19 protein-coding genes and 1 other annotated feature are annotated in these 25,196 nt (G+C 39.8%); of the genes, 13 read left to right on the forward strand and 6 right to left on the reverse strand.

Going from position 1 to position 25,196, the window contains the following annotated elements; all coding sequences use genetic code 11:
- The first annotated feature begins 26 nt into the window (after positions 1 to 26).
- The 4 genes from FC81_RS08110 (at position 27) to FC81_RS08125 (ending at position 4,363) form a co-directional block, all read left to right on the forward strand.
- Positions 27 to 1,409 (forward strand): TrkH family potassium uptake protein, encoded by a 1,383-nt coding sequence (locus FC81_RS08110; RefSeq protein ID WP_057745479.1) that lies wholly within the window; start codon positions 27 to 29, stop codon positions 1,407 to 1,409.
- A gap of 115 nt (positions 1,410 to 1,524) precedes the next feature.
- The gene (locus FC81_RS08115) at positions 1,525 to 2,295 is read left to right on the forward strand and encodes an AzlC family ABC transporter permease (RefSeq protein ID WP_057745482.1); all 771 of its coding nucleotides are present in this window, start codon (positions 1,525 to 1,527) and stop codon (positions 2,293 to 2,295) included.
- Between the two features lie 2 nt (positions 2,296 to 2,297).
- Positions 2,298 to 2,642, forward strand: coding sequence for an AzlD domain-containing protein (locus FC81_RS08120; RefSeq protein WP_083478801.1), 345 nt, complete (start codon positions 2,298 to 2,300; stop codon positions 2,640 to 2,642).
- Between the two features lie 533 nt (positions 2,643 to 3,175).
- Positions 3,176 to 4,363 carry an SAM-dependent methyltransferase gene (locus FC81_RS08125; RefSeq protein ID WP_057745487.1) on the forward strand — a complete coding sequence of 396 codons (1,188 nt, stop codon included), beginning with the start codon at positions 3,176 to 3,178 and terminating at the stop codon, positions 4,361 to 4,363.
- A 94-nt stretch (positions 4,364 to 4,457) separates the two neighbouring features.
- Here FC81_RS08125 and FC81_RS08130 read toward each other — a convergent pair whose 3' ends face one another.
- Positions 4,458 to 5,456 (reverse strand): LacI family DNA-binding transcriptional regulator, encoded by a 999-nt coding sequence (locus FC81_RS08130; protein ID WP_057745490.1) that lies wholly within the window; start codon positions 5,454 to 5,456, stop codon positions 4,458 to 4,460.
- Positions 5,457 to 5,701: 245 nt separating this feature from the next.
- On the opposite strand from FC81_RS08130, the gene FC81_RS08135 reads away from it, so the two are divergent.
- Positions 5,702 to 7,090, forward strand: a complete 1,389-nt coding sequence (locus FC81_RS08135) for an SLC45 family MFS transporter (protein WP_235804667.1) — start codon at positions 5,702 to 5,704, stop codon at positions 7,088 to 7,090.
- A 35-nt stretch (positions 7,091 to 7,125) separates the two neighbouring features.
- Entirely contained in the window at positions 7,126 to 8,796 is a 1,671-nt protein-coding gene (locus FC81_RS08140) for a glycoside hydrolase family 13 protein (protein WP_057745632.1), read from the forward strand.
- A gap of 137 nt (positions 8,797 to 8,933) precedes the next feature.
- Here FC81_RS08140 and FC81_RS08145 read toward each other — a convergent pair whose 3' ends face one another.
- The gene (locus FC81_RS08145) at positions 8,934 to 9,551 is read right to left on the reverse strand and encodes a DedA family protein (protein ID WP_057745494.1); all 618 of its coding nucleotides are present in this window, start codon (positions 9,549 to 9,551) and stop codon (positions 8,934 to 8,936) included.
- A 151-nt stretch (positions 9,552 to 9,702) separates the two neighbouring features.
- Between FC81_RS08145 and FC81_RS08150 the strand changes: the two genes are divergently transcribed.
- Positions 9,703 to 10,536 carry a hypothetical protein gene (locus FC81_RS08150; RefSeq protein ID WP_057745498.1) on the forward strand — a complete coding sequence of 278 codons (834 nt, stop codon included), beginning with the start codon at positions 9,703 to 9,705 and terminating at the stop codon, positions 10,534 to 10,536.
- 85 nt (positions 10,537 to 10,621) lie between these two features.
- Here FC81_RS08150 and FC81_RS08155 read toward each other — a convergent pair whose 3' ends face one another.
- Positions 10,622 to 11,218, reverse strand: a complete 597-nt coding sequence (locus FC81_RS08155; RefSeq protein ID WP_057745501.1) for a histidine phosphatase family protein — start codon at positions 11,216 to 11,218, stop codon at positions 10,622 to 10,624.
- A gap of 167 nt (positions 11,219 to 11,385) precedes the next feature.
- Here FC81_RS08155 and FC81_RS08160 point away from each other — a divergent pair, with 167 nt between their 5' ends.
- Complete coding sequence (locus tag FC81_RS08160) at positions 11,386 to 13,152, forward strand: ABC1 kinase family protein (RefSeq protein WP_057745504.1); 1,767 nt, start codon at positions 11,386 to 11,388, stop codon at positions 13,150 to 13,152.
- Positions 13,153 to 13,227: 75 nt separating this feature from the next.
- Here the strand turns inward: FC81_RS08160 and FC81_RS08165 are convergent, their stop codons facing one another.
- Together FC81_RS08165 and FC81_RS08170 are read right to left on the reverse strand one after the other, a co-directional pair.
- A complete protein-coding gene (locus tag FC81_RS08165) occupies positions 13,228 to 14,598 on the reverse strand; it encodes an amino acid permease (protein WP_057745507.1) in 1,371 nt (456 codons plus the stop codon).
- 112 nt (positions 14,599 to 14,710) lie between these two features.
- Positions 14,711 to 14,930 (reverse strand) — a binding site (T-box leader).
- A 145-nt stretch (positions 14,931 to 15,075) separates the two neighbouring features.
- Entirely contained in the window at positions 15,076 to 17,448 is a 2,373-nt protein-coding gene (locus FC81_RS08170) for a phosphoketolase family protein (protein WP_057745509.1), read from the reverse strand.
- 586 nt (positions 17,449 to 18,034) lie between these two features.
- Here FC81_RS08170 and tkt point away from each other — a divergent pair.
- From tkt to aroB, 4 genes are read left to right on the forward strand one after another with little or no spacing between them, the layout of a single operon-like run.
- Positions 18,035 to 20,062, forward strand: coding sequence for a transketolase (gene tkt / locus FC81_RS08175; protein ID WP_057745514.1), 2,028 nt, complete (start codon positions 18,035 to 18,037; stop codon positions 20,060 to 20,062).
- Positions 20,063 to 20,084: 22 nt separating this feature from the next.
- Positions 20,085 to 20,942, forward strand: coding sequence for a shikimate dehydrogenase (locus FC81_RS08180; protein ID WP_057745517.1), 858 nt, complete (start codon positions 20,085 to 20,087; stop codon positions 20,940 to 20,942).
- An 18-nt stretch (positions 20,943 to 20,960) separates the two neighbouring features.
- Entirely contained in the window at positions 20,961 to 21,950 is a 990-nt protein-coding gene (gene aroF, locus FC81_RS08185) for a 3-deoxy-7-phosphoheptulonate synthase (RefSeq protein WP_057745520.1), read from the forward strand.
- A 10-nt stretch (positions 21,951 to 21,960) separates the two neighbouring features.
- On the forward strand, positions 21,961 to 23,031 hold the full coding sequence (gene aroB / locus FC81_RS08190; protein ID WP_057745523.1) for a 3-dehydroquinate synthase: 1,071 nt from the start codon (positions 21,961 to 21,963) through the stop codon (positions 23,029 to 23,031).
- Between the two features lie 52 nt (positions 23,032 to 23,083).
- Here aroB and FC81_RS08195 read toward each other — a convergent pair whose 3' ends face one another.
- Positions 23,084 to 23,809, reverse strand: coding sequence for a GntR family transcriptional regulator (locus FC81_RS08195; RefSeq protein ID WP_057745526.1), 726 nt, complete (start codon positions 23,807 to 23,809; stop codon positions 23,084 to 23,086).
- A gap of 293 nt (positions 23,810 to 24,102) precedes the next feature.
- On the opposite strand from FC81_RS08195, the gene galE reads away from it, so the two are divergent.
- A complete protein-coding gene (galE, locus tag FC81_RS08200; RefSeq protein ID WP_057745529.1) occupies positions 24,103 to 25,098 on the forward strand; it encodes a UDP-glucose 4-epimerase GalE in 996 nt (331 codons plus the stop codon).
- Positions 25,099 to 25,196: the final 98 nt, after the last annotated feature.

A 25,196-nucleotide genomic window follows, 5' to 3' on the forward strand; every position in this document is an offset into this window, starting at 1 on the left:
GTAGTTAGAAAGGCAGGGTTATCTCATTGAGCAAGATTAATTACTTATTAATTAAGGTTCGCGAAAATACGACCCCGATTCAGTTGATAGTTATTTCTTACTTTTTGATGATACTCTTGGCCTTTTTTTTATTATGTTTACCTTTTTTTCGAAAAGCGGGGGTAACAGTTTCACTACTAGACACTTTTTTCATGGCAGTTTCGACTGTTAGTGTAACCGGCTTGACGACCTTTCCCCTACATGAGGTCTACAATAATTATGGCATCATCTTGTTAGAAGCGCTTTTTCAAATAGGCGGTTTAGGAATTACCATGTTGGCAACGGTGGGGATGGTTTTGGCTCGAAAGAGGATTACATTGCATCAGCGACAGTTGATCCAAATCGACATGAACCAACCACGCTTGAGCGGAACAGTGAGGTTAGCATATTCTGTTTTTGGTTTAATGATGATGTTGCAGTTTGTCTTCGGAATTCTTTTTTCGTTGTATCTGTACTTTGAACGCGGCTATGCCCATATCAGTAAAGCTTTTTTTGAGGGGTTCTATATCGCTATTTCGGCAGTTACTAACGCTGGGTTTGATGTGACAGGAACTTCAATCATGCCCTTTAAACATGATTATTTTTTCTTAACGACTGTTATTTTCCTAATAGGTGTTGGCGGAATTGGTTTCCCGGTGCTAACGGAGCTGCGTGAGTGGGCTGGAACTAGGTTAAAACAAAAAAGTGGACAGAAATTCAGGTTTTCCTTGTTTGTTAAACTCGCTGTTTTTTTCGCTTTGTTATTTTTTATATTAGGAACGCTTTTGATATTATTTTCTGAAACACGAGGAGCTTTTGCTCATCGTAGTTTGACCGACAAACTGATGACAGCGATGTTTTACAGTGCGTCAACACGGAATGCTGGTTTGCAGTTAGACTCACTAAGTACCTTTAATACAACGACTATGCTGATTTTTTCGCTACTTATGTTTATCGGGGCAAGCCCTAGCTCTGTTGGTGGTGGTGTCCGAACAACAACAATTGGAATCCTAATTCTTTACATGTATTCTTTCATTCGCGGTCGGCGCAATGTTAATATTTTTGGACGGCAGATCGGACAAGAGGATATCCAAAAGGCAGTTGTTGTCGTGAATTTATCTGTTTTATTATGTGGGACTGCTATTTTGATCTTGTCAGCAACGGAAAAGCAAACATTAACAGCTTTGATCCTGGAAGTAACATCTGCTTTTGGGACGACAGGGCTTTCTTTAGGGATAACCGGCTCATTAAGCATTGTTGGTAAATGGGTGATCATTATTTTAATGTTTATCGGTCGCGTGGGTATGCTGTACATGTTGATGTTGTTTGTTTCTAAGCGTAAAAAGGACCTTAGTTATAGTTTTCCTACAGAAAGAGTAATTATTGGGTAACTTATTGGTGTTAGATACTTAAAATATTCTCATTGACTTTAAATTTATACACGAACGTTAGGAATCATATGTTATAATCGAAATTGCGAGGACTTTTATTTTTGGAGGCTTATTCGTGAAAAATGAGGAATCACGTTGGTTAGAGGTATTGAAAATCGCTCTGCCATTATGTTTAAGTTACATTCCGATCGGTCTTGCTTGCGGTATCTTGTTGAATGTAGCGGGATTCAACGTGATTTTGACAGGTTTGGTTTCGATCTTGGTGTTCTCAGGTGGTGCACAGTTTCTGTTAGCTTCAATGCTGACAGCCAATGCGCCGGTGCACACAATCTTGATTATGCTTTTTTTCCTAGAACTACGTTATGCGCTGCTGGGATCTAGCATATCACAGTACTTACGAAATACGAGTAAGAAGTTTTTATATATCTTTGCTGTTTCATTGAATGATGAAAACTATGCCGTTAATTATTTGAAATTTGCAACAGATAAAAATTGGACACCTAAAGATGCACTGATGGTTGAACATTATTCGCTTCTTTTCTGGGCGTGTGCGAATATTATTGGCAGTCTGATCGGGAATCTCTTATCAGTTGATCTTGCAATTGTTGATTATGCATTAACGGCTTTATTCCTATATATGATCGTAATGCAAGTTGTAAATAAGCTGACTATCGTAGTTAGCTTTGTAGCAGCTATTTTTGCGATTATTTCGATGGTGCTTCTTAAGAGTACTATGGGATTAGTTATTTCGACCTTGCTGGCATCGTTTGTTGGTTTTGCGCTGGAAGATTACTTAGTTAAGCGCGATAAGAAGAGAGGCTTCTTATTGAAAAAGATCAAGCCTAAGGCAAGTCGGCGGGTCGTTAGTAAGTCGGGGGATAATTGATGATGACAGCAAAAACTATGGAACATTTAATTTTAGTGATCCTTTCAATGCTTGTCGCTTTTGGGCCGCGTTTTATCCCTTTACGTATTTTCTCAACGCGTGATATCCCTAAATGGTTTAATGAATGGATGAAGTATGTACCCGTTTCATTATTTACGGCATTGGTTGTCAAAGATGTTTTCATTAATACTGGCGAAGGCTATGTCTTTACGGGTATACATAATATGGCAAAAATTATTGCTTCGTTAATAGTAATAGCAGTGGCATATCGATCACGCTCAATGGGGCTTTCAGTTATCCTAGGGTTAGTGGCTGTTACTATCTTAGCAATGTTCTTACCGGTTTAATAATAAATAAAAGTATAAACTAATAATTAGTCTAAATGAGCTAAGTTAAAAAGATAATTTTTGACTTAGGTCTTTTTTTGTAGTAAGAATTCACTTAAGTAATTACAGACTACCTTCATAATTTGTCCTTAATGCTCGAAGCCTAGGCGACTGTTGTCACACTTCTTTAACGTGTTCCAACAGTCAGACTTTTATGCTTAAGTCTCAATTACTCGTAGTCAAAGGCAGACTACCTTCGTAATTTGTCCTTAATGCTCGAAGTCTAGGCGACCGTTGTCACACTTCTTTAACGTGTTCCAACAGTCAGACTTTTATGCTTAAGTCCCAATTACTCGTAGTCAAAGGCAGACTACCTTCGTAATTTGTCCTTAATGCTCGAAGTCTAGGCGACCGTTGTCACACTTCTTTATTTGTGTCATAAAAGCGCTCTTTTCCAAACAACTTTTTTCAAGATTATGAAAAAGTGTGTGAAAAGTGATAGAATACTATTGTTTAGTTACGAATTGAGTAAAAAGCGGAGGTTAGAGACAGTTATGATCGACAAAATATTCTACAAAAAAATGTTGAGCAAATCTTTCAGCATCCCAGTTCGAGTAAATTATTGGGATGGTGACAGCGAGCAATATGGCGAAGGAACACCTGAGGTAACAATTACCTTTAAGGAAGCTGTTCCAATTAAAGAATTAATGCGCAATGCCTCCATTGCTTTAGGCGAGGCGTACATGGATGGCCGTATCCAGATCGATGGTTCGATTCAAGCTTTAGTTAGATCCGCTTATGAATCAGCAGGAAGTTTCTTTTACAATAGCAAATTGAAACGTTTTCTGCCCAAACAATCACATTCGGAAAAAAGTAGTAAAACGGATATCCAGAGTCATTATGACCTGGGAAATGATTTTTATCGTTTATGGCTTGATCCTTCAATGACATATTCTTGTGCCTACTTTGAAAATGACAAGGATACACTTGAACAGGCACAATTAAATAAAGTACATCATATTATTCAGAAACTAGATCCACAACCTGGTAAAAAGCTACTTGATATCGGATGTGGCTGGGGGACTTTAATGCTGACGGCTGCCAAAGAGTATGGGTTAGATGCCTCAGGGATTACCTTGAGCGAAGAACAATATACTTTTGTACAGAAAAGAATCAAGGAAGAAGGTCTTGAAGGGAAGGCTCACGTTTATCTGGAAGATTATCGTGAACTCCAAGAAGGACCGTTTGACTACATTACAAGTGTCGGCATGTTCGAACATGTTGGTAAAGAGAATCTGGGGACTTACTTCCAAACAGTTGCTGATTATTTGAGTGATAATGGAGTGGCATTGATTCACGGAATAACACGCCAGCAAGGTGGAGCCTTTAATGGCTGGATCAACCAGTATATTTTCCCTGGCGGCTATATTCCTGGAATGACTGAGAACTTACAGCATATCATTGATGCTGGAATGCAGGTTTTTGATATGGAAACGTTGCGCCGCCATTACCAACGGACATTGGAAATCTGGGATAAAAACTTCCAGCAGAACCTCGATGTTATTTCACAAAAGGCGGATGAAAAGTTTGTTCGTATGTGGGATCTATATCTACAAGCCTGCGCAGCTTCTTTTGAATCCGGCAATATTGATTGTATTCAATATTTGATCTCTAAGGGGCCAAGTGGTAGAACGTTACCTAAAACCCGTGATTATATTTATAATAATCCTATTATTAAATAAAATTCTGATAGTGATAAAATGAAAAAGATAGCTAACCTGTATTGGAGGAAAGCTATCTTTTTTGAGTTATGTATAGCTATTTAGGTGAGTTGATCTAAAGTGATCGTTTCTTAACACTTTGACGCTCAGTGATCTCAATATCTGTAAAGGCATTTTGATACTGACCATTTATTAAGTAGGCGGCACCAAGGTAGCCCATTTGATAGAAGTCCTGGGTAACGCTTGTCAATTGTGGTTGGACTATTTTACAGAGGTAAGTGCCATCAATCGCGATGATCGACAAATCATTTGGGACATTCAAATTTAGTTTAGCGGCTTGATTCAATAAACCAACGCCGACAAGGTCGCTACCAGTGATAATAGCAGTTACCTTTTTTTGCTGATGATAGTTGAGCATTGCCTGTTCACCAGCTGTATAACTATAATTACCTGGTTGAATCCAACTTTTTTGCGGGATAATACCATTTTCAAGTAGAGCACGTTGATAACCGGCTAAACGCTGCTTACCTGTGTGGGCACCAGATTCAAGATCAATACCAGCTAATCCAATACAGCGGTGTCCCATTTCAATCAGGTATTTGGTAGCTTCATAACCAATCTGATAGTCATCAGAAGCAACATAATTAAGGGTGGGGTCTTTAAATGAAATTGAAATGAAGCGAAAGGGAACGCGAGCTGATTTTAAGAGTTTAAGGTTCTCCGCGAATAGATCGACGGAGAGAAGTAGAATTCCCATAATAGGACGTTCAAGAGCCGTTGTAAGAGCTCGTTGTTGCGATTGTGCATGATGGTCACCTGCGTACAAAATGATAACTCTTTTATTAGCTTCCGTAGCTTTTTTCTGAATACCATCAATAATCGCTTCAGAAAAATTAGTTTTAGTTGAATTTACGATGATGGCAATAACATTACTTTTTTGTGTGACTAGTTCTGTCGCAGCCATATTTTTTTTATAGCCTAATTTAGCTGCAGCTGCATTGATAATCGTAGCTGTTTTTTGGCTGAAGAAGCCCTCTTTATTTGAAAGAACCCGTGAAACGGTAGCAACTGAAAAACCAGTTTCACGCGCAATATCTTTAATCGTTATCCCCATATACTCTTCCCCTTAAATTATAGATATATTTCAATTCTACCGCGTGCAGCTCTAAATTAAAACATTAAAATCCTTTTGGGACGATCTTTTTCCGTAAACGTTTACTAAATTTCAAAAAAACTATTGTAAACGTTTACTGTAAGTGCTATAGTTCTTAGTGAAAGCAGTTACGTTAAACTTATGAAGAGGAGTGGATGGATATGGATAGCAAGGCAGGATCAGCAGTGACCGTAAAGAAAAAAGGTATGCCGGTCAAGAAAACAGCAACAACTAAGAAGGCCCAAATATCAAACTCATTACCGTCACTATCATTAAAGACTATTTTTGCAATGACTTTTGGCTTTTTTGGGGTTAATATGGCGTTCTCATTGCAGTCATCACAGATGGGGAGAATATTTCAAACGATCGGAGCAGATCCAACTAAGTTAGGCTTCTTCTTTATTTTACCGCCATTAGCTGGAATGGTAGTTCAACCGTTAGTCGGAAAATATTCAGATCTGACGTGGTCGAATAAATTTGGACGTAGAATGCCGTACTTGATATTAGGTGCACCAATTGCAGCTCTTGTAATGGTGTTACTACCTAATGCCGGTTCATTTGGTTTTGGTTATGCATCGATCGCAGCGTTGACTTTTGGAGCAATTGCTATTTTATTTATGGATTTATCAAGCAACGTTTGTATGCAGCCGTTCAAGATGATCGTCGGCGACATGGTGAATGAGAATCAAAAAGATTTAGCTTGGTCATGGCAGCAATCATTTAGTAACCTTGGCGGTGTTATCGCAACTATTTTTCCTTTTTTACTGACAGCATTGGGTGTTGCTAATGTTGCTAAACAAGGTGAGGTTCCGCTTTCCGTTAGATTATCCTTTTATATTGGTGCTGCGATCTTATTAGCAACTTCTATTTATACAATCGTAAGCGTTAAGGAATATGATCCTCTTTCTTATGCCAAGTACCATCATATTGATACCAAAGCTCCGCAAGAAAAACCTTCTTTATGGGCATTAGTTAAGAGAGCTCCGCGGTCTTTCTGGGAAGTGTCATTCGTTCAGCTATTTGATTGGTTTGCTTTTCAATATTTATGGACATACGCTACAGGTGCAATTGCCAAAAATGTTTGGAACACAGCGGATACGGCTTCAGCAGGTTATCAAGCTGCCGGTAACTGGTATGGAATCTTAACCTGTGTTCAATCTGTCGCTGCTGTTATCTGGGGCTTCGTGGTTCTTTCAAGAACGAGCCCATATAAGAGAAAGTTCTGGTTTAGAGTTGGTTTGTTTAGTGGTGCTTTAGGCTTTATCGGTGTTTTCTTTACGCATAATCAATATTTATTGTTACTACCATTTTGTTTGATTGGTATTTCTTATTTAACGATGCAGACAGAAGCCTTTTCAATCTTTACTTCATCACTTGATGGTAAAAATGAGGGCGCTTATATGGGGCTCTTCAACTGTGGGATCTGTTTACCGCAGATTATTGCTTCACTGCTTAGTTTTATCATTTTCCCATTGATCAATAAATCAATGCCAGGAATGATCTTAGTTGCGGGTCTTGTAATGTTATTGGGTGTTTTCGCAGTCGGTATAATCAAAGAAGACACACCACAAACTGGACTTACAGGTAAAAAATAAAGTTTAAGAGAGTATTTTAAGGGAGAGAATTGATGATGAAGAAAAAATGGTGGCAAAAAGCAGTTGTTTATCAGGTTTATCCACGTAGTTTCCAAGATAGTAATGGTGATGGAATCGGTGATTTAGCGGGTGTACTGCAACGATTACCGTATATCAAAAAGTTGGGAGTAGATGTTATCTGGCTCAATCCAGTTTATAAGTCACCAGATAAAGATAACGGTTATGATATAAGTGATTACCGCGATATTCAACCTAAGTTTGGTAATATGGAGATCTTTGATAAACTCTTGCATGAAGCGCATCGATTGGGCTTGAAAATTGTAATGGATCTGGTTGTTAACCATACTAGTGATCAACATAAATGGTTTCAAGAAAGCCGCAAGTCTGTTACTAATCCCTACCGTGATTTTTATATCTGGCGTGATGGACGCAATGGAAAGGCACCAAATAATTGGGGCTCTTACTTCGGCGGATCAACATGGGATTACGATGAAGCGACTAAGCAGTATTACTTGCATCTATTTGCGAAAGGCCAGCCGGATTTAAACTGGGAAAACCCTACAGTACGTGAAGAAATATGGAAACTGATGCGCTTTTGGTTAGATAAAGGGATTGATGGGTTCCGCATGGATGTGATCAACTTTATCTCTAAACCAGCAGGACTACCTGATGCGCCTAATCCCAAAAATGCAGAATATGCTGATGTTGAGCCGATGGTTGCTGATGGGGCTAAGGTAAACGATTATCTGCGAGAAATGAATGAACAGGTCCTATCTAAGTATGATGTGATGAGTGTCGGAGAGATGCCCAGTTCTAAGCCAGAGGATGCGGTTCAATATAGTGGCTTAGAGGCCGGTGAGTTAAATATGGTCTTTCAATTTGATCATGTGACGCTGGCACTGAATGATGATCCTCGTCTAGGAAAGTGGGATGATAAGCCGATTCAGTTAGTTGATCTAAAAAGGGCTTTATCTCGCTGGCAGCAAGCTTTAGACGGTAAAGGTTGGAATAGTCTTTATTGGAATAATCATGACCGTGCACGTGCAGTATCGCGTTTTGGTAATGACAGTCCTGAGTTCAGGGAAAGATCAGCTAAGATGCTGGCGGCAACTCTGCATATGATGCAGGGTACTCCTTATATCTACCAGGGTGAAGAATTAGGGATGACGAATGCTCATTTTACTGACTTACAGCAGTATCGTGATATTGAATCGTTGGAAGCCTATCATCAGCTGGTTGAAAAAGAAAAACTGACCGACCATGATAGTATGATGCGTTATTTAGCAACAGAATCACGGGATAACGCCCGGACGCCAATGCAATGGGATGATTCACAGAACGCCGGCTTTACAGAGGGGACACCTTGGCTAGAGCTGAATAAAAATTACCATGAACTGAATGCTCAGCGAGAGTTAGAAGATAAGGATTCTGTCTTTTATTTCTACCAAGAATTGATTAACATGAGGCATAAGAGTGATTTGATCGTCTATGGTGATTATTGTGAACTTGACCCTGCAGATAATGAAGTTTTTGCCTATAAACGCCATTATGAGGGTAAAACATTGCTAGTTATCAGTAACTTTACAGCTAAAGATGTTACCCGGTCATATGATGGTGAAGTGCAAAAGAAATTACTGCTTAGCAACTATGAAGATGATTTAAAAACACGATTACGACCATATGAAGTCAAGGTATACAGTTACTAATTAGTAAGTTTAACGTACAAAACGAAGGGAGCACGAGACAAAAGTCTCAAACTCCCTTCGTTTTGCGTCCCTTGGAAGATATCGACGCGAAGTCAGTAAGGATATCGGTTTAAGGGTTGACCTGTAACTCAGATATATTAATTTGAGGTATTCTTTTTTCGACGCCAAATGAAGAAACTAACGATAGCAATAATAATCAAGAGTAAGAGTGCAACTTTGCCGTAAGTCTCAATAAGAGCGACAATATGCGGCCAAGCATGTCCTGATAGGCGACCAACAAAAATCAGGACAGTATTCCAGATCAGAGTTCCGGCAGCCGAGAGGGCGATAAAACGAAGAAAAGGATAGCCTGACATTCCCGCTGGAATTGATACTAAGCTACGAATAACCGGGATGAAGCGGCCAAAGAAAATAGCGGCACCTCCATGACGGTTAAAAAAAGCTGCGGCCTTCGTGATATCGGTCGGCTTTAAGCGTAGAATCTTCCCCCAGCGGCCAGCGAGTATTCTTTGCAGACGTTCAACGGATAAGAAACGGCCAACTGCATAAAGAACTGTGGCTCCAATAATAGCGCCGAGAGTTGCAGCAATGATACTTCCCCAGACATTCAAATTACTAGAAAGTGTGATAAAACCAGTAAAGGCAAGAATGACCTCAGATGGAATTGGTGGAAAAATATTTTCAATGGCAATCAAAAAGGCGATCCCAAAATAACCGTATTGATTAATAATGTCTATTAAAACAGATGTATTCATGCAGCTCTCCCTTAAAAGTAGATTTTAATAATTGTAACTTTTTTGAGTCGAGTTGGTCAAATATAATGAAAGACACTTACAACCTGTTAGTGTTGCGGGTAAAAAATGTTATACTGAGATAGTCAGTTATTTAAGCGAGGGGGTGCGGAAGATGAGAAGATGGATGTGGCTTATTGCAGCATTTATAATAGCTATTATTTTTATTGGTTATGGATATACTAAGCATATAGAAACAGCACAGTATTACCGGAGTTCTTTTAGACAAGGTGAAAAAGCAATCAAGTCAGCAAAATATGCAGCTGCAGAAAATCATTTTCGTAATGCTCAGAAGAAAAAGGCGAATAACGATATATCTAGCGTGTATGTTAAACAAATTCAGAAATATCGAAGTGGGTTAACAGCTGTTGAAAAAGAAAACTATGAACAAGCAAGAAAAATATTTAATGAAGTTGCCAATAGTGAAAAGGGCTCGCCAATATTAGTCCGTCGTGCTTCTGCCAAAGAAACTGAACTTGAAGAAGTAACTCGTGAGCTGGTTATTTTCCAAAAAAGCTATAAGCGGGCACGTGTTTTATCCAGTAATTACGAATATACTGCTTCAAATATGAAATTAGCCATTATCTTAGGTTATGGAAATATTAAAAAGCCATATTACCGCAGCCTTTATAAAAAAGCCTTGAAGTTGGAAGCCTATAATAATCGCGTTCTGGCCGGTTTAGGTTATCGGACGAATTCAGCTTCCAGTAGTTCTAGTTATGCTAAGCCAATTTTACCAACTGAAGGACCGCCGGTAGTTGGACAGGGGCCCGATGAACAAGATAATGCTAAACCAATTACTAAAGATCAAATCAAAAAAGCCCGACGTGATATTGCCAGTCAAGGGATCGATGCTTCAGCGTTTAAAGACCAAGACGTTAAAGAGGTTATTCAACGGGCGCGCAATAAACAGATGACAGTTAAAGAAGTTGCCCGTGAGTTTAGATAGATATCGATATTAGAATAAAGTAAAAAAAGCACAGGATGATTAGGTTAAAGGCAAACTAATCATCTGTGCTTTTTGTTGTATTGGCTTAAGAAAATTCCTGATTGAATGCCAGTAACGTCGTTGTTTCAGGTGTCAGTTCAATCTTGGTGACACCAGCGTTAGACGGTTCATTTAGGTTAACAAGATTCTGGATCCCTAAAACGGCATTGAGCATAAGTTTAATAGTGAAACCATGGCTGACGATCAGAATTTTTTCGTCACCATGCTTATTAGCTAATTCTTTGAAGAGATCTTCTAAGCGTGCGGTTACTGCCGCAAAGCTTTCCCCGTGTGAGACTTTATCTGAACCGGGTAAAAGGTTATGCTGGCTGTTAAAGAATTGCTGGTATTTTTGGTGAATATCTTTCTCGAGCTGACCGTCCCAATCGCCGTAATCGTATTCTTTTAGGCGCGAGTCAAAAGTCGTGGTAGTTTTAGCTGCGATGATTTGAGCTGTTTGCGCCGCACGCAGTAAGGGGCTGGCATAGACTTGATTAAAATTAAAATGTACTAAATTTTGATGGACGGCCTGGGCCTGCTGTCGCCCCTTGGCTGTTAGTGGGGTATCGATCTTGCTTCCCTGCAAGATGCCAGCTTTGTTAGCCTCACTTTGGCCATGGCGTACAATATATAACGTAGTCATGATGTCCTCCTTGTAATATGAATAATGTGTTATTCAAAGCATATACATTTTTAGACTGAAATGCAAAGGAAGATTTTTTCCTTAACTTAGGAGTCCACCCAGCAGATGTTTTTTTAAGTAAAAAATGTTATTGTGAAAGGAAAGGTGGATGAAAAGCAGGTGTGGATATGGTGAAAGAGAATAATAATACTATTTCAAAAAAAGAACAGCGAACCCGCTTATTAGAAATTATTTCAGTTTTTAGAAAATATGACGTTCTACTCAACTTTGTCAGACAGCGTAATCCGCATAAAGTAAAAATAGCCTTTGAAGAATTAGGGGTAACTTTCATAAAAATCGGGCAGATGCTGTCGACCCGCTCTGATTTAGTATCACCTGAGTTTATTGAAGAGTTTAGGCAATTACAAGATAATGTAACGGAAGACCCTTTTCCTGTAGTTGAAAAAATAATAAAAAAGCAAACTGGCCGTTCTGTTTCCGAACTATTTAAACATTTTACAGAGAAACCGTTTGCGTCAGCTTCAATTGGACAAACGCACTTAGCAGAATTGAAAGATGGAACACGGGTCGCGGTTAAAGTCCAGCATAAAAATGTGAGAGAGATAGTTGAAACAGACCTCGTTTTATTTGAGCAAGCGTTAACTATTTTAAAATTTGCACCTGATTCAAGTGTGATTGATATCCGCAAGACCTTATTTGAAATAAAGCGAGCCTTGTTAGATGAGATAGATACGATGACGGAGGCTAAAAACGGTAGTGAATTTTATAAATTAAATAATGGTCAAGGTATTATTCAAGTTCCACGTTTTTATCCAGATCTATCAGTCCAAGGAATGTTAGTCTCAGAATATATGCCTGGTAAAAGCATTAGAGAAAGACTTCCAAAACCACAAGAAGAAGCTAGTGAACAGATACTACAACAACAGAAAGAAGAACGGCATTTTTTAGCCCAAGCCTTAATTCAGAACTTTATAAAACAAGTTTTCACAGACCATTTTTTTCATGCAGATCCACACCCGGGAAATATTTTGTTTACCCGTTTAAAAGATACAAAAGGGCAAGCAGCAGCTGAGCCTAAGTTTAGCCATCAATTTGGTAAAACACGAGTGGCGGTAGGTAAAATAAAAGCTTTACCGCCTTACCGGTTAACATATCTTGATTTTGGAATGATGGGACACCTGTCTGCTAGCCTTGCTGATGGTATTGCTAATGTGATTATTGCAATTAACACTAAGGATATTCGTGAAATTGGACAGGCACTGCTGATAATCTGCGATCGTGCTGGTGTAGTTGACGAGGAAGAATTTTATGCACAACTCGGTCTCTTCTTGACACCGTACTTGCAGAGTGGACTAGGCGAAATTGATTTTCCAACCCTTCTTTTCCGCATAATTCAGTTGTGTCGGGATAATAATCTACGTATTAAATCTGAGGTAACGCTACTCGTCAAAGCCTTTGGTCTAATAGAAGGACTAGTGGTACAACTTGAACCGGATATTTCAATGGTTGATGTTGCACGACCCTTTGCACGTGAGTATCTGTGGCGCAAGTTTAATGTGCAAAACGAAATTGAGAATAGTGTATTTAATTTTTGGCGTGCTTTTACAGCGACCCCGCAAATTCCTGTTAAAATAGGGAAGTTTCTAGATGTTCTAACACAAGGACGTGCGCAACTTAAATTCAGCTATAAGAACCAGGAATCCCTGTTGCAAAGAGTGGAAGGAATGATCAACAAATTGGTAACGGCAATCATATTAGCGGCAACAATTGTCGGTTCATCTTTACTAGTGCAGGCTGGCGCGGGGAATTCCTTTGTATATAACTTAGGGGTTGGAGGATATATTCTAACCGTTTCTGTTGTTATTTTAATGATCGTAAATACACTTTATAAACGTTATAAAGCTTGGCGTAAGAGAAGAAGAGAACGAAAGTAAGCAAAAAGTGTACTCCTAGTTAGAGCGCAAGAATTCAATAACTAGGAGTACACTTTTTATTGCCATAAACTAAAATTAGTTTCGGTGTCTTTGTGTCAGCATGAAGATCAGTGAGACAACAAATAAGAAAATAAAACCGATAATAACTGAAACACGTGTTTCAGGATTAACAAACATAAAGCCAAGTGTCAGTAGTAAAGCCAGAATGGCAAAGTAATTACTCAATGGGTAGAGCGGTAACTTGAAAGGATGAGCAGCCATTTTAGTAGCATTCGCTTTTCTGAATTTGATCTGACTGAAAAGAATAATAAACCACGGTACCATACCAGGGAGGACACTGGAACTGTAAACTAGCACAAAAATATTGGAACTTCCTTTGATAAAGTGTGGAAGAAGTTCATTAATGATCATCCCAAGAAAGATACCGGCAGAAATTGCTATAACAGGTAATTTCGGCACACCATGTTTAGAAAGCTTAGTAAATTTATCTGAGAGTTCTTTTTTTAGGCCTAACGTGTATAACATTCGACTTGAGCTGAAGATCCCTGAGTTACAGCCAGACATAGCAGCGGTAACAAGCACAAAGTTAATAATGCTGGCAGCAGCTGTGATACCTACACGGGAGAATGTCTCAACAAAAGGCGAGCCGACTTGGTCAAGCTGATTCCATGGGTAAATAGTGACGATTACGAAGATAGATCCGATGTAGAAGAGAAGGATACGTGCAACTATTGATTTAATAGACTTAACAACCGTAACTTGCGGATCCTTAGCTTCACCAGCTGTAATACCAATAACCTCAATTCCTTGGTAAGAAGCAATAACGATCGAGAGGGCAAAGATAAAACCTTTAAATCCACCAGTGAAGAAACCGCCATGCGACCAGAGGTTAGAGAACCCTAGCGGTTGCCAATTATTTCCCAAGCCAAGTAAAATCACCATAGCACCTAAAATCAGCATGAAAATAATGGTAATTACTTTGATTAAAGCAAACCAAAATTCGAGTTCACCATAAGCTTTTACTGAGACTAGGTTGGCAATACAGAGTGTAATGACAATTACTGAACCGGAGATCCAGCCAGGAAGACCTGGCCACCAATAATTCAAGTACTGGCCGACTGCAATGACTTCACTAATACCAACTACGAGATATTGAAAGACATTACTCCAAGCAGTTAGATAACCAGCCAGTGGATGAATATACTCAGTCCCGTATTTGGCAAAAGATCCAGTAGAAGGATCAACGTAAAGCATCTCACCTAAGGCACGCATAACAATGTATAAGACAAGACCTGCTAAAGCGTAAGCTAATAAAACAGAGGGGCCTGTCCACTTGATAGTAGCGGAGGAACCCATGAAGAGGCCGACCCCGATTGTGCCTCCGAGTGCGATCATTTGCATTTGACGAGACGAAAGATCTCTTTTTAATTGTCCCTTGTTTTCCATATTGCTCTCCTTTTTGTTACTAGATAAACAGACCGTATTTATACGAATAAGTTCTTTGTAGCGAATCAAATTAGTGCTAAATAAAAAAGCGCCCCAGAATACAATTAAGTATTCTAGGGACGCTTTTAGCGCGGTACCACCCGTTTTTAATTAATAAAATTAATTACACTTTGGTTCAGAATAACGGCCATCACCGGTAATACATTCGACTAAAAAGTTTACTCGTATCACTACTCAAGGGTAGTCTATCAAAATGCTTTTAACTGTTTACACCAACCACAGTCTCTCTGAGAAAAGCTTATTCAAATAGGTGTCCCTCTCTTTGTTTACTTGCTATTGTAATTTATTAATTTTAATAATGCAACCTAAAATGTTGTTTATTATTAAAACCAATTAAGAAAATTTAGTTTATTTTAAAGTATCAAAGTGGTTAAGCCGTGTTTATTCAGTAAAAAGTTATCTGTTACTGAGTCTGAATTATTTTAAATCTTTCCAAGTCCAATTCTCGACTTCCGGTAAATCAGTCCCTTCATCACGGATAAACTGATGATGTTTTTCAATGGTACTGTTCATCTCAGCAACGATTTGGGCGTACTTATCAGCATTTGGTAAACTCAAAAGAGCTGACTTGACTAAATCATAGCGGTCCATTTGGTTAAGGATACGCATATCAAATGGTGTAGTGATATCACCATTTTCACGGTAACCATGTGTATGGAGATTGTGATTGTGACGATCGAAGAAGAGATCTCTAATCAAACCTTCATAGCCGTGGAAAGCAAAAATAACGGGCTTTTCTTTTGTGAAATAAGCGTCGAATTCAGCGTCACTTAAACCGCGTGGGTCTAGTTTTTGGCTGCGGAGCTTTAAAAGATCGACAATATTGATAAACCGGACTTTAAGTTCAGGTGCTTTCTCATGTAAGATCGAAATAGCAGCCAGTGACTCTAAGTTAGGTTCCGTTCCAGCAGCAGCGAAGATAACGTCTGGTTCAGTATTTTGATCAGTAGAAGCCCAATCAATAATTTTAAGACCACGGTCAACTAACTCTTTAGCTTCAGCAACAGAGTAGAATTGTGGACGCGGATGCTTAGAAGAAACGATCAAGTTGATCTTCTGACGGTCATTTAAGACCTTATCAAATACGGCAAGTAGTGAATTAGCATCTGCTGGAAGATATTCACGGATAAAAGCAGGCTTTTTATCAGCTAAATGTCCTAAAATACCCGGATCCTGATGGGTATAGCCGTTATGGTCCTGTTGAAAGGCGGTTGACGTTGCCACAACGTTGAGTGATGGAATATCACTGCGCCATGATTGATCCGTTGCTTTACGCAACCACTTAAAGTGTTGTGTCAGCATTGAATCGACGACACGTAAGAAAGCTTCATAGCTAGCGAAAAAGCCGTGGCGACCAGTTAAGACATAACCTTCAAGCCAGCCCTCAGCTTGATGTTCAGATAGTTGTGAGTCGATTACGCGACCTGCTGGTGCTAGAAATTCATCATTAGGTTCTTTGATCGTTTCAAGCCATTGACGTTTAGTCGCTTCAAAAATCGGTGCAAGTCGATTAGACATTGTCTCATCAGGGCCGAAGAGGCGGAAATTATTATTTTGGGCATTCTCAATGATAACGTCACGTAAATATTTACCTAAGACAGTCATATCTTGAGCAACGACTTTACCTCGAGTAGAATTATCAACTGCATATTTTCGATAATCTGGTAGGAGCAAATCCTTGATCAGTTTCCCAGGATTAGTATGTGGGTTAGCTGCCATTCGTTTGTCGCCCTTAGGTGTCAATTCAGCTAGTTCAGCTTTTAAACTGCCATCTTCGTTGAAGAGTTCTTCAGGATGGTAGCTCTTTAACCAGCTAACTAATGCGTCAGCATGCTGCATATCGTTTTGGTCAACTGGAATTGGGATCTGATGAGCACGGAAAGAATTTTCAATGGGCTCATTATCCCATTCTTTGGGACCAGTCCAACCCTTAGGTGCACGGAAGATGATCATTGGCCAAGTTGGCAAAGTTGCATCATTATTGCTGCGTGCATGTTGCTGAATGGCCTTGATCTCTTCGACAGCTTCATCCATAGCTTTAGCCATTACAGGATGAACTGCAGTCGGATCATCGCCTTCGACAATAATGGGATGCCAGCCAAGGCCTTCAAAATATTTCTGCAATTCTTCATTACTTTGGCGCGAGAGAAGAGTTGGATTCGAAATTTTAAAACCATTTAAATCAAGGATAGGCAAAAGAGCACCATCGTTGATAGGGTTAATAAACTTATTTGATAGCCACGATGTAGCTAAGGGACCAGTCTCAGCTTCACCATCACCTACGACTGGAGCAACGATCAAGTCAGGGTTATCGAAGATTGCACCAGTGGCGTGTGAAATCGAATAGCCTAACTCTCCACCTTCGTGAATTGAGCCAGGAGTTTCAGGTGCAGCATGAGAAGCAACCCCGCCTGGAAATGAGAACTGTTTGAATAATTTCTTCATTCCGCGTTCATCCTGTGTTATTTCAGGATAAATTTCTGTGTAGCTGCCATCGAGGTAAGAGTTAGAAACCATTACTTGACCGCCATGACCAGGGCCTTCGACATAAAACATGTTCAAATCATATTTGTTGATAATACGATTTAAATGGGCATAGATGAAGTTTTGACCAGCGATCGTTCCCCAATGACCAATTGGTTTAACTTTAACGTCATCCGCTTTAAGCGGGCGTTTTAACAATGGATTGTCCTTTAGATATAATTGACCAACTGAAATATAGTTTGCAGCACGCCAATAAGCATCAAGTTTCTTTAAATACTGTGGTGATGAATAGTCTTTCGAAGTCATAAGATAAGCTCCTTTTATTAAAATCATATGGTGATAATTCAACTCATTATTCACTTTTAATAATAACGAATTCACAGCTAAAGTCAACTTTTTGAAATATTGGACCGCTCCAATTTCAATAAATACTTTTTTGCTGTATTGGCTATGAAAAAAAATATAGCTTATAGGTAATAAAAAATAAATCTTATAAAAAGGTTGACTTTTATGGAATAAGGCTTTATGATTCAAATCAATAACTTGTTTCTAATCAAATTTTTACTTTTTTAGGAGAATTTAATTATGCGAAAATTATTGGGTCAACAAACAATTGAATTTTATTATTACTGGTTTAGTTTGTAATGTCTATATCACATCTGATGTGGACATTACGTTCCGCATTGGATGTGACCAGTAATTTTTGTATACTGAATATTATTGAAAGTCACATGGATGCAATTACCAAGCACTGTGTGGCTTTTTTTTGAATCATCAATGGATACCCGCTCATTAGCGACTATCTCAAAAGTGGTTTAAAACAAAAGAAGCTCTCACGGTGCAGTCCGTGAGAGCTTCTTTTGTTGTTGCTGGAGAATAGGAGGAATGGATGATGGAAAAGAAATTGGCTAAAAACGATAAGATTGCAATCAATAATATTCGTATGCTGAGTGTCGAGATGGTTGAAAGAGCTAAGTCAGGACATCCTGGACTACCTTTAGGTGCGGCACCGATGGCATGGACACTGTGGAGCCGACATTTACGTCTTAATGCAAATGATCCTAAGTGGTTCGATCGTGATCGGTTTGTCTTATCTGCAGGGCATGGTTCAGCCTTATTGTACAGTCTGCTTCATCTCAGTGGTTTCGATATTACATTGGATGATCTTAAACATTTCCGCAAGTTTGGTAGTAAAACACCCGGGCACCCAGAATATGGAGTAGTTCCGGGGGTTGAAGCCACGACAGGTCCCTTGGGTCAAGGCTTAGGCATGGCGGTAGGGATGGCGTTAGCTGAAGCTCATCTTGCAGCTAAGTTTAACAAAAAGATCAAGGTAATCGACCATTACACCTATGTTTTAGCAGGTGATGGTGATCTAATGGAAGGCGTCTCACATGAGGCTGCTAGTTTTGCTGGTAACCAAGAACTTGCTAAGCTGATTGTTCTATATGATTCAAATGATATTTCGCTCGATGGACCAACTAGCCGCTCATTTAAAACAGATGTTAGACAGCGGTTTGAAAGTTATGGTTGGGATACCTTTGGTGTTGCAGATGGAAATGATGTTGAAGCAATCGATCAAGCTATTACAGCTGCTAAAAAAACAAATAAACCAACCTTGATCGAAGTAAAAACGACAATAGGTTTTGGATCACCTAATGCAGGAACTAACCTCGTTCACGGAAACCCTTTAGGCCAAGAGAACATGGGCAAGTTACGCAGAGCTTTAGATTGGAAGGCACCGGAGTTTACAGTACTACCTGAAGTTAAGGCATGTGTGCAGAAATTGATTGTTCAACGAGGACAGATTGCTGAAAAACAATGGAATAAAAAAATTGGGGAGCTGCAGGAGAGTGATCCTATACTGCTGAAGCAATTGAAAACAGCGATGAGTGAAGTACCAATGACTGATGTAGCAGAGGATATTGCTAGCTATGAAAATGGGGCTGAAGCTTCACGTGATACAAGTCATAAGGTTATTCAAAGCATAGCTGCACGTTTGGATGAATTTGTTGGTGGTTCGGCTGATTTGGCTTCTTCGAATAAAACGACGATTGAGAATAGTCCGTTAATGAATACGGAAAATAGGGACGGGCGTAATATTGCTTTTGGTGTGAGGGAGTTCGCTCAAGGAACTATATTAAATGGAATGGCACTTCATGGCGGAATGCGTGTTTTCGGAGGAACTTTCTTAGTCTTCTCAGATTACATGCGTGGGGCAATCAGACTTGCAGCTCTGGAAAAATTACCAGTAACCTATGTTTTTACGCATGATTCAATTGCAGTAGGGGAAGATGGACCCACCCATCAGCCAGTAGAACAATTGATGAGTTTAAGATCGATCCCTAACGTCACTGTATTACGCCCAGCTGATCCAAATGAAACAATCGCAGCTTGGAAACATGCAATTGGAGCGCTAGATCATCCGACAGCATTGATTTTGACAAGGCAGAAATTACCGGTCCTACCAGGTTCAAGTGAAACTGCCACTCTTGGGGTGGCACGTGGTGGTTATGTAATTTCAGTGCAGCGAGGACTGCATCCAGCCGGGATCTTATTAGCGACCGGCTCAGAGGTCTACTTGGCGATTAAAGTTCAGCAGGCACTGGCAAAACTTGGACAGGACGTTAGTGTCGTTTCAATGCCATCGATGGAATTATTTGAACAACAGTCGTCAAAATACCAAGAACAAGTGCTACCGTCAGATGTTCGCAGAAGAATTGCCATTGAAATGGGGACAACACTTGGATGGCAAAAGTATGTCGGCTTGGATGGTTCAGTAATCGGAATCGACCATTTTGGAGCCAGCGGAGCAGCAGATGAAGTTCTTGCAGCAAATAATTTTACTGTTGAGCGAATTGTACAGATTTACCAACAGACGCATTCAAGTAATGAAATTAGGCTATCTGCAATTGGGTAAGCCAGCGGGGGGAAGATGTTTAATGGAGATCGATGGACATACAGAGCTGTACGGGTTTATAGCATATCCAGCAAAACACAGTTATTCACCAATTATGTATAATTGCAGTTTTGATCATTATAAATTAAACGCATGCTACATTGCTTTTGAAGTTGCGCCGACCAAGTTGACTGATGCTATTCTAGGTGTTCGCAGTTTGGGAATTCAAGGATTCAACGTCTCAATGCCGTTTAAGAAAACCATTATTCCATTGCTTGATGAGATTACACCAGCAGCCCAGCGGATTCAAGCGGTAAATACAGTGAAAAACAAAAATGGTCGTTTACTTGGAGATTCAACAGATGGAGCTGGTTTCTTTGCAGATTTGCAGGCACGAGGTCGTCAGTTGAAGAAAAAAAAAATAATGATCCTTGGTGCGGGTGGAGCGGGACGAGCTATTATTGCGGCCGCAGCGGATTATGATTTAGCTGAAGTAAATATTTTTAAGCGACAAAATGGAACTTACCAAAAGGTCCAGGACTGGGTAAAAAAAGTTACTGCAGGTTCTAAAACGAGGTTTAACGTTTATCCGTATAGTGACATCCACAAAATGAAAGATATTTTAAGCCAAAGCGACATCTTAGTTAATGCGACCAATATTGGTATGACAGAGCAAAAATTGCCTTTAGCAGAAGAACTTGTAGCGAGTTTAGCATCGCGCCTACTAGTGTATGATGTTATTTACCATCCAGCTGAAACTGTCCTGTTAAGAAGGGCCAAAGAGCGAGGGTGTCAAACCTGTAACGGTCTAGGAATGCTGTTGTGGCAAGGCGCATTAGCATTTGAATCTTGGACAGGGCAGAAGATGCCAATAGAAGAAGTGAAAAAAAGACTGTATTAATACAAGGAGGAAATAATAATGATTATTATTTTAGATGAGAAGAAAGCCGAAAAAAAGATTGCTGAGTTAAAGAAGATTTTCAATGGACAAAAGCAGATCTTTGTTAATGATAACCGAGTAGCTATTCAAGGAGCAGATGTTAACGAACTACCAGCTGATATTGTAGCAACAGCAGAGATCATCACAGATGTTCCAGCTGCAGTCCAGGGCAGTCGTCTGTTCCATCCACAAGATACGGTTATTAAAACACCGCATGCTGTAATTGGGGGTGCTGAATTTATCATGATGGCGGGACCGTGTTCGGTTGAGAGTGAAGAACACGTCAAGAAAATGGCTAAGGTAGCCAAAGAAGGCGGTGCTAAGATCATCCGCGGTGGAGCATTTAAACCACGTACATCGCCGTACTCTTTCCAAGGACTAGGTGAAGAAGGTTTGAAATACCTGCGTGAAGCAGCGGATGAAAATGGAATGGATATGATCACTGAAGTTATGGATGACGAACATGTTGAGATGGTTGCAAAGTACACGGATATTTTTCAAATAGGCGCGCGTAACATGCAGAACTTTTCACTTTTAAAGACAGTTGGCAAGACCAATATCCCAGTTGCTTTAAAACGTGGGATGTCAGCTACAATTGATGATTTGTTGAATGCAGCAGAGTACATCGTTTCAGAGGGGAATAGACAGATCATGCTGCTTGAACGTGGAATCAGAACCTTTGATAATAAATACACACGTAATACTTTTGACTTAGGAGCAGTTCCTGTTTTGAAGAAGCTGACTCATTACCCTGTGATCGTTGATCCGAGCCATGCTGTTGGGGAATGGGACTTGGTAACACCAATGGCTCTTGCGGGAGCAGCATCAGGGGCAGATGGCATGATCGTTGAGATCCATGATGAGCCTACAAAAGCTTTATCAGATGGGCCACAAGCATTGAAGCCTAAGACCTACTTAAAGATGGCCCAGAAAGTTTTTGAGGTTCATCAAGTAATCAGTAAGAAATAGGTGAAGCAAGATGATAGAGGAAAATAATGAAATAATACTCAAAAACTATCGTATCAAGATTCAAACGGGGCTGTTACACCAGCTAGAGGAATTCATTAAACCGTTATGGTCGCAAAGACAAGTTGCGTTAATTACCGACGATAATGTTGGGCCGCTCTATGCTGCAACGGTTGAAAAACAACTTAATAAGATGAACTACAAGGTGGTAGTTTTAACAATTCCAGCTGGTGAAGCAAGTAAGTCGTGGCGACAAGTCCAAAGGGTGATCGAACTACTAGCACAAAATAACTTTGTCCGCTCGGACGGGATCATTGCCTTAGGCGGCGGTGTTGTTGGGGATCTTGCCGGTTTTATTGCATCGATTTATATGCGCGGCATTTCGTTGATCCAGATACCAACCTCATTGCTGGCACAGGTTGATAGTTCTGTTGGCGGTAAGACGGCAATTGATCTACCAGCTGGTAAAAATATGGTGGGCACTTTTTACCAGCCAGATTTGGTTCTGATTGATTCCACGACTATTAAGACTTTGCCTAAGCGAATGTTGGTCGAAGGGTATGGTGAGATTGTTAAATGTGCGGCGCTTGTGGGTGGGCGTTTCTGGGCAATCGTCCAAAGGGTAAATGAACCTGAAGATATTATTAGACAGGCGGAAAAATTAATCTACGCCAGTGTTTCTTTTAAAGCGGGTGTTGTACAACAGGATGAAAAAGAAACTGGTCTGCGTAAATTATTAAATTTTGGCCATACATTTGGTCATGCAGTGGAATTGCTTGAAGATGGTCGGCTGATGCATGGAGAAGCAGTTGCGATAGGAATGGTACATGTAATGGCAGTTTTTGAGCAGAAAGGAATGACAGTTTCAGGGACAACAGCTGCGATAAGCGAACGTTTGGAACGGGTGGGACTGCCGCTGGATGCCCCGGAACTGGGAACACCTGCTTTTTATCGCGCGATCCAGCACGATAAAAAAATTAGGGGAGATCAGTTGACTTTAGTCTACGTAAAAAAAATCGGCGAACCTGCTTTCTTCCCACTTAAAACAGCTGAGCTGAAGAACTGGTTGGGAGCAGCAATATAGTTAGAAAAATGAAGTCAATATTCAAACTGTGAAATAACTGTTCAAATAAGCATTAATTAACAGATACAAAAGTATTGAATTTCAAGTATTTATAGTGAAAACGCATATGTGAGAATTCAAAAGGGGTTCCATTATCTAAAAAGAAGATCCCTTCCATGATACCAGCTGGTTCTTTTTCCGATAACTGTAGCAGTTCTTGATCTTGTGAAGTTGACGGCTCTGCAAAAACGGAAAGAAATGATTTAGTGATCGCTTGATGATGTTCCTGTTGGACATAGTTGAAGATCGATCCCTGAATAATAGCGTGTGACAACTCTGGGATAATCTTGATGGGAATATAGCCTGTTTCAATCATAAAAGGCTGCTCGTCAAATAAACGCAAGCGAACTATCTTATAGACAAAATCATCACTTTTTAAAAATAGGTCACGTTGCAGTTCACGGGTTGGCTTAGTTACCTCAAACGAGAGAACTTTAATTTGTGGTTTCTGTCCATCCATCTTAAAATTATCAGTTACACCGAGATTGGAGCCTTCTTCATAGTTGAAAACTGATTCGTTTTTTAAGTATAGCGGATTGATAAAAGTTCCAGCACCGCGTTTCTTGAAGATAATACCGTCACTTGCCATCCGTCCTAATGCTCTTTTGATCGTACTACGGCTGACACCATAAAGTGTACTTAATGACCGCTCGTCAGGTAGCTTAAGTTCAGGGTAAGTCCCTGCGAAAATCTTTTGTTTAAGATCAGTAATAATTTGTTTGTAGACCAGTTCCGCCATAATTTTTCCCCTTATATTAATATCTAATCTCTAGTTAACCATAAGAAATTCTAAACGACAAGTCGAGGCTTGAACGGTTATAAGACTGTATTAATAGTTAATTTTTACTTAATTTAACAAAAAAGCACGAATAACTGGTAAAATGTTAGCGGATAGTCTTATAATTGTGTTCTAGTTAGAAAACGCTTATACGGACGTCTAGATGAGATTGCTTCTGATAAGTAAAAGCAAATGTGCATGGTCGTGCACCACAAGTTAAAATTTAGCTGTGCACTTCAAGGAGGAAATGCCTAATGGCAGTATTAGTTTTAGGGGGAGCTGGCTATATCGGTTCTCATACAGTTGATCGTTTAGTTGAAAAGGGTGACGATGTCGTTGTTGTTGATAGTTTAGTTACAGGGCATCGTGCAGCTGTTAATAGTAAGGCTAAGTTTTATCAAGGTGATATTGCAGACAAACCTTTCATGCGGAAGGTTTTTGCTGAGAATCCAGCAGTTGATGCGGTGATCCATTTCGCTGCTTTTTCACTTGTTGCGGAGTCAATGAAAAAGCCGCTGAAGTATTTTGATAACAATACAGCTGGAATGATTAGCCTGTTGGAAGTAATGAACGAGGCCGGTGTTAAACGGATCGTCTTTTCTTCAACAGCTGCAACCTATGGTATTCCTGAAACAATGCCGATTAAGGAAAGTGACCCGCAAAAGCCAATCAATCCTTACGGTGAAAGCAAATTAGCGATGGAAAAAATTATGCATTGGACAGATCTTGCTCATGGTATCAAGTTTGTAGCGTTGCGCTACTTTAATGTTGCTGGAGCTAAGCCGGATGGTAGTATTGGTGAAGACCACCATCCTGAAACGCATTTATTACCGATCGTTTTACAAGTTGCTGCAGGTACGCGTGAGAAACTGCAAATCTTTGGTGATGACTATAATACACCTGATGGAACTAATGTTCGTGATTATGTCCATCCATTTGATTTGGCTGACGCACATATTTTAGCAGTACAATACTTGCGCGAAGGTAATAAGAGTGACGCCTTTAATTTAGGTTCTTCGACCGGCTTCTCGAATATGGAGATGCTAAAGGCTGCACGTGAAGTTACAGGCAAAGAGATCCCAACTGTTATGGCACCAAGAAGAGGTGGAGATCCGGATACATTGATCGCAGCTTCAGATAAGGCCCGTGAGGTTCTAGGTTGGAAGCCAGCATTTGATGATATCCATAAAATTATTGAGACGGCTTGGAAGTGGCATCGGACACATCCAAACGGTTACGCAGATCGCTAAAAAAACTGTATTAAAAAATAATTCACTAGTAGTTGATATATTGGAATGTATTTTTAATAAAATGTGATTATATAAGCATTGAAGGGATACCAGAGGGT

The organism is Liquorilactobacillus capillatus DSM 19910, assembly GCF_001434915.1.
GTDB lineage: Bacteria > Bacillota > Bacilli > Lactobacillales > Lactobacillaceae > Liquorilactobacillus > Liquorilactobacillus capillatus.

What these genes read in the sequence shown, in the direction of transcription:
- FC81_RS08120 (WP_083478801.1), top strand. Translation starts at nt 2,298, where the DNA reads ATGACAGCAAAAACTATGGAACATTTAATTTTAGTGATCCTTTCAATG.
- FC81_RS08125 (WP_057745487.1), top strand. Translation starts at nt 3,176, where the DNA reads ATGATCGACAAAATATTCTACAAAAAAATGTTGAGCAAATCTTTCAGC.
- FC81_RS08130 (WP_057745490.1), bottom strand. Translation starts at nt 5,456, where the DNA reads ATGGGGATAACGATTAAAGATATTGCGCGTGAAACTGGTTTTTCAGTT.
- FC81_RS08135 (WP_235804667.1), top strand. Translation starts at nt 5,702, where the DNA reads ATGCCGGTCAAGAAAACAGCAACAACTAAGAAGGCCCAAATATCAAAC.
- FC81_RS08140 (WP_057745632.1), top strand. Translation starts at nt 7,126, where the DNA reads ATGAAGAAAAAATGGTGGCAAAAAGCAGTTGTTTATCAGGTTTATCCA.
- FC81_RS08145 (WP_057745494.1), bottom strand. Translation starts at nt 9,551, where the DNA reads ATGAATACATCTGTTTTAATAGACATTATTAATCAATACGGTTATTTT.
- FC81_RS08150 (WP_057745498.1), top strand. Translation starts at nt 9,703, where the DNA reads ATGAGAAGATGGATGTGGCTTATTGCAGCATTTATAATAGCTATTATT.
- FC81_RS08155 (WP_057745501.1), bottom strand. Translation starts at nt 11,218, where the DNA reads ATGACTACGTTATATATTGTACGCCATGGCCAAAGTGAGGCTAACAAA.
- FC81_RS08160 (WP_057745504.1), top strand. Translation starts at nt 11,386, where the DNA reads ATGGTGAAAGAGAATAATAATACTATTTCAAAAAAAGAACAGCGAACC.
- FC81_RS08165 (WP_057745507.1), bottom strand. Translation starts at nt 14,598, where the DNA reads ATGGAAAACAAGGGACAATTAAAAAGAGATCTTTCGTCTCGTCAAATG.
- FC81_RS08170 (WP_057745509.1), bottom strand. Translation starts at nt 17,448, where the DNA reads ATGACTTCGAAAGACTATTCATCACCACAGTATTTAAAGAAACTTGAT.
- tkt (WP_057745514.1), top strand. Translation starts at nt 18,035, where the DNA reads ATGGAAAAGAAATTGGCTAAAAACGATAAGATTGCAATCAATAATATT.
- FC81_RS08180 (WP_057745517.1), top strand. Translation starts at nt 20,085, where the DNA reads ATGGAGATCGATGGACATACAGAGCTGTACGGGTTTATAGCATATCCA.
- aroF (WP_057745520.1), top strand. Translation starts at nt 20,961, where the DNA reads ATGATTATTATTTTAGATGAGAAGAAAGCCGAAAAAAAGATTGCTGAG.
- aroB (WP_057745523.1), top strand. Translation starts at nt 21,961, where the DNA reads ATGATAGAGGAAAATAATGAAATAATACTCAAAAACTATCGTATCAAG.
- FC81_RS08195 (WP_057745526.1), bottom strand. Translation starts at nt 23,809, where the DNA reads ATGGCGGAACTGGTCTACAAACAAATTATTACTGATCTTAAACAAAAG.
- galE (WP_057745529.1), top strand. Translation starts at nt 24,103, where the DNA reads ATGGCAGTATTAGTTTTAGGGGGAGCTGGCTATATCGGTTCTCATACA.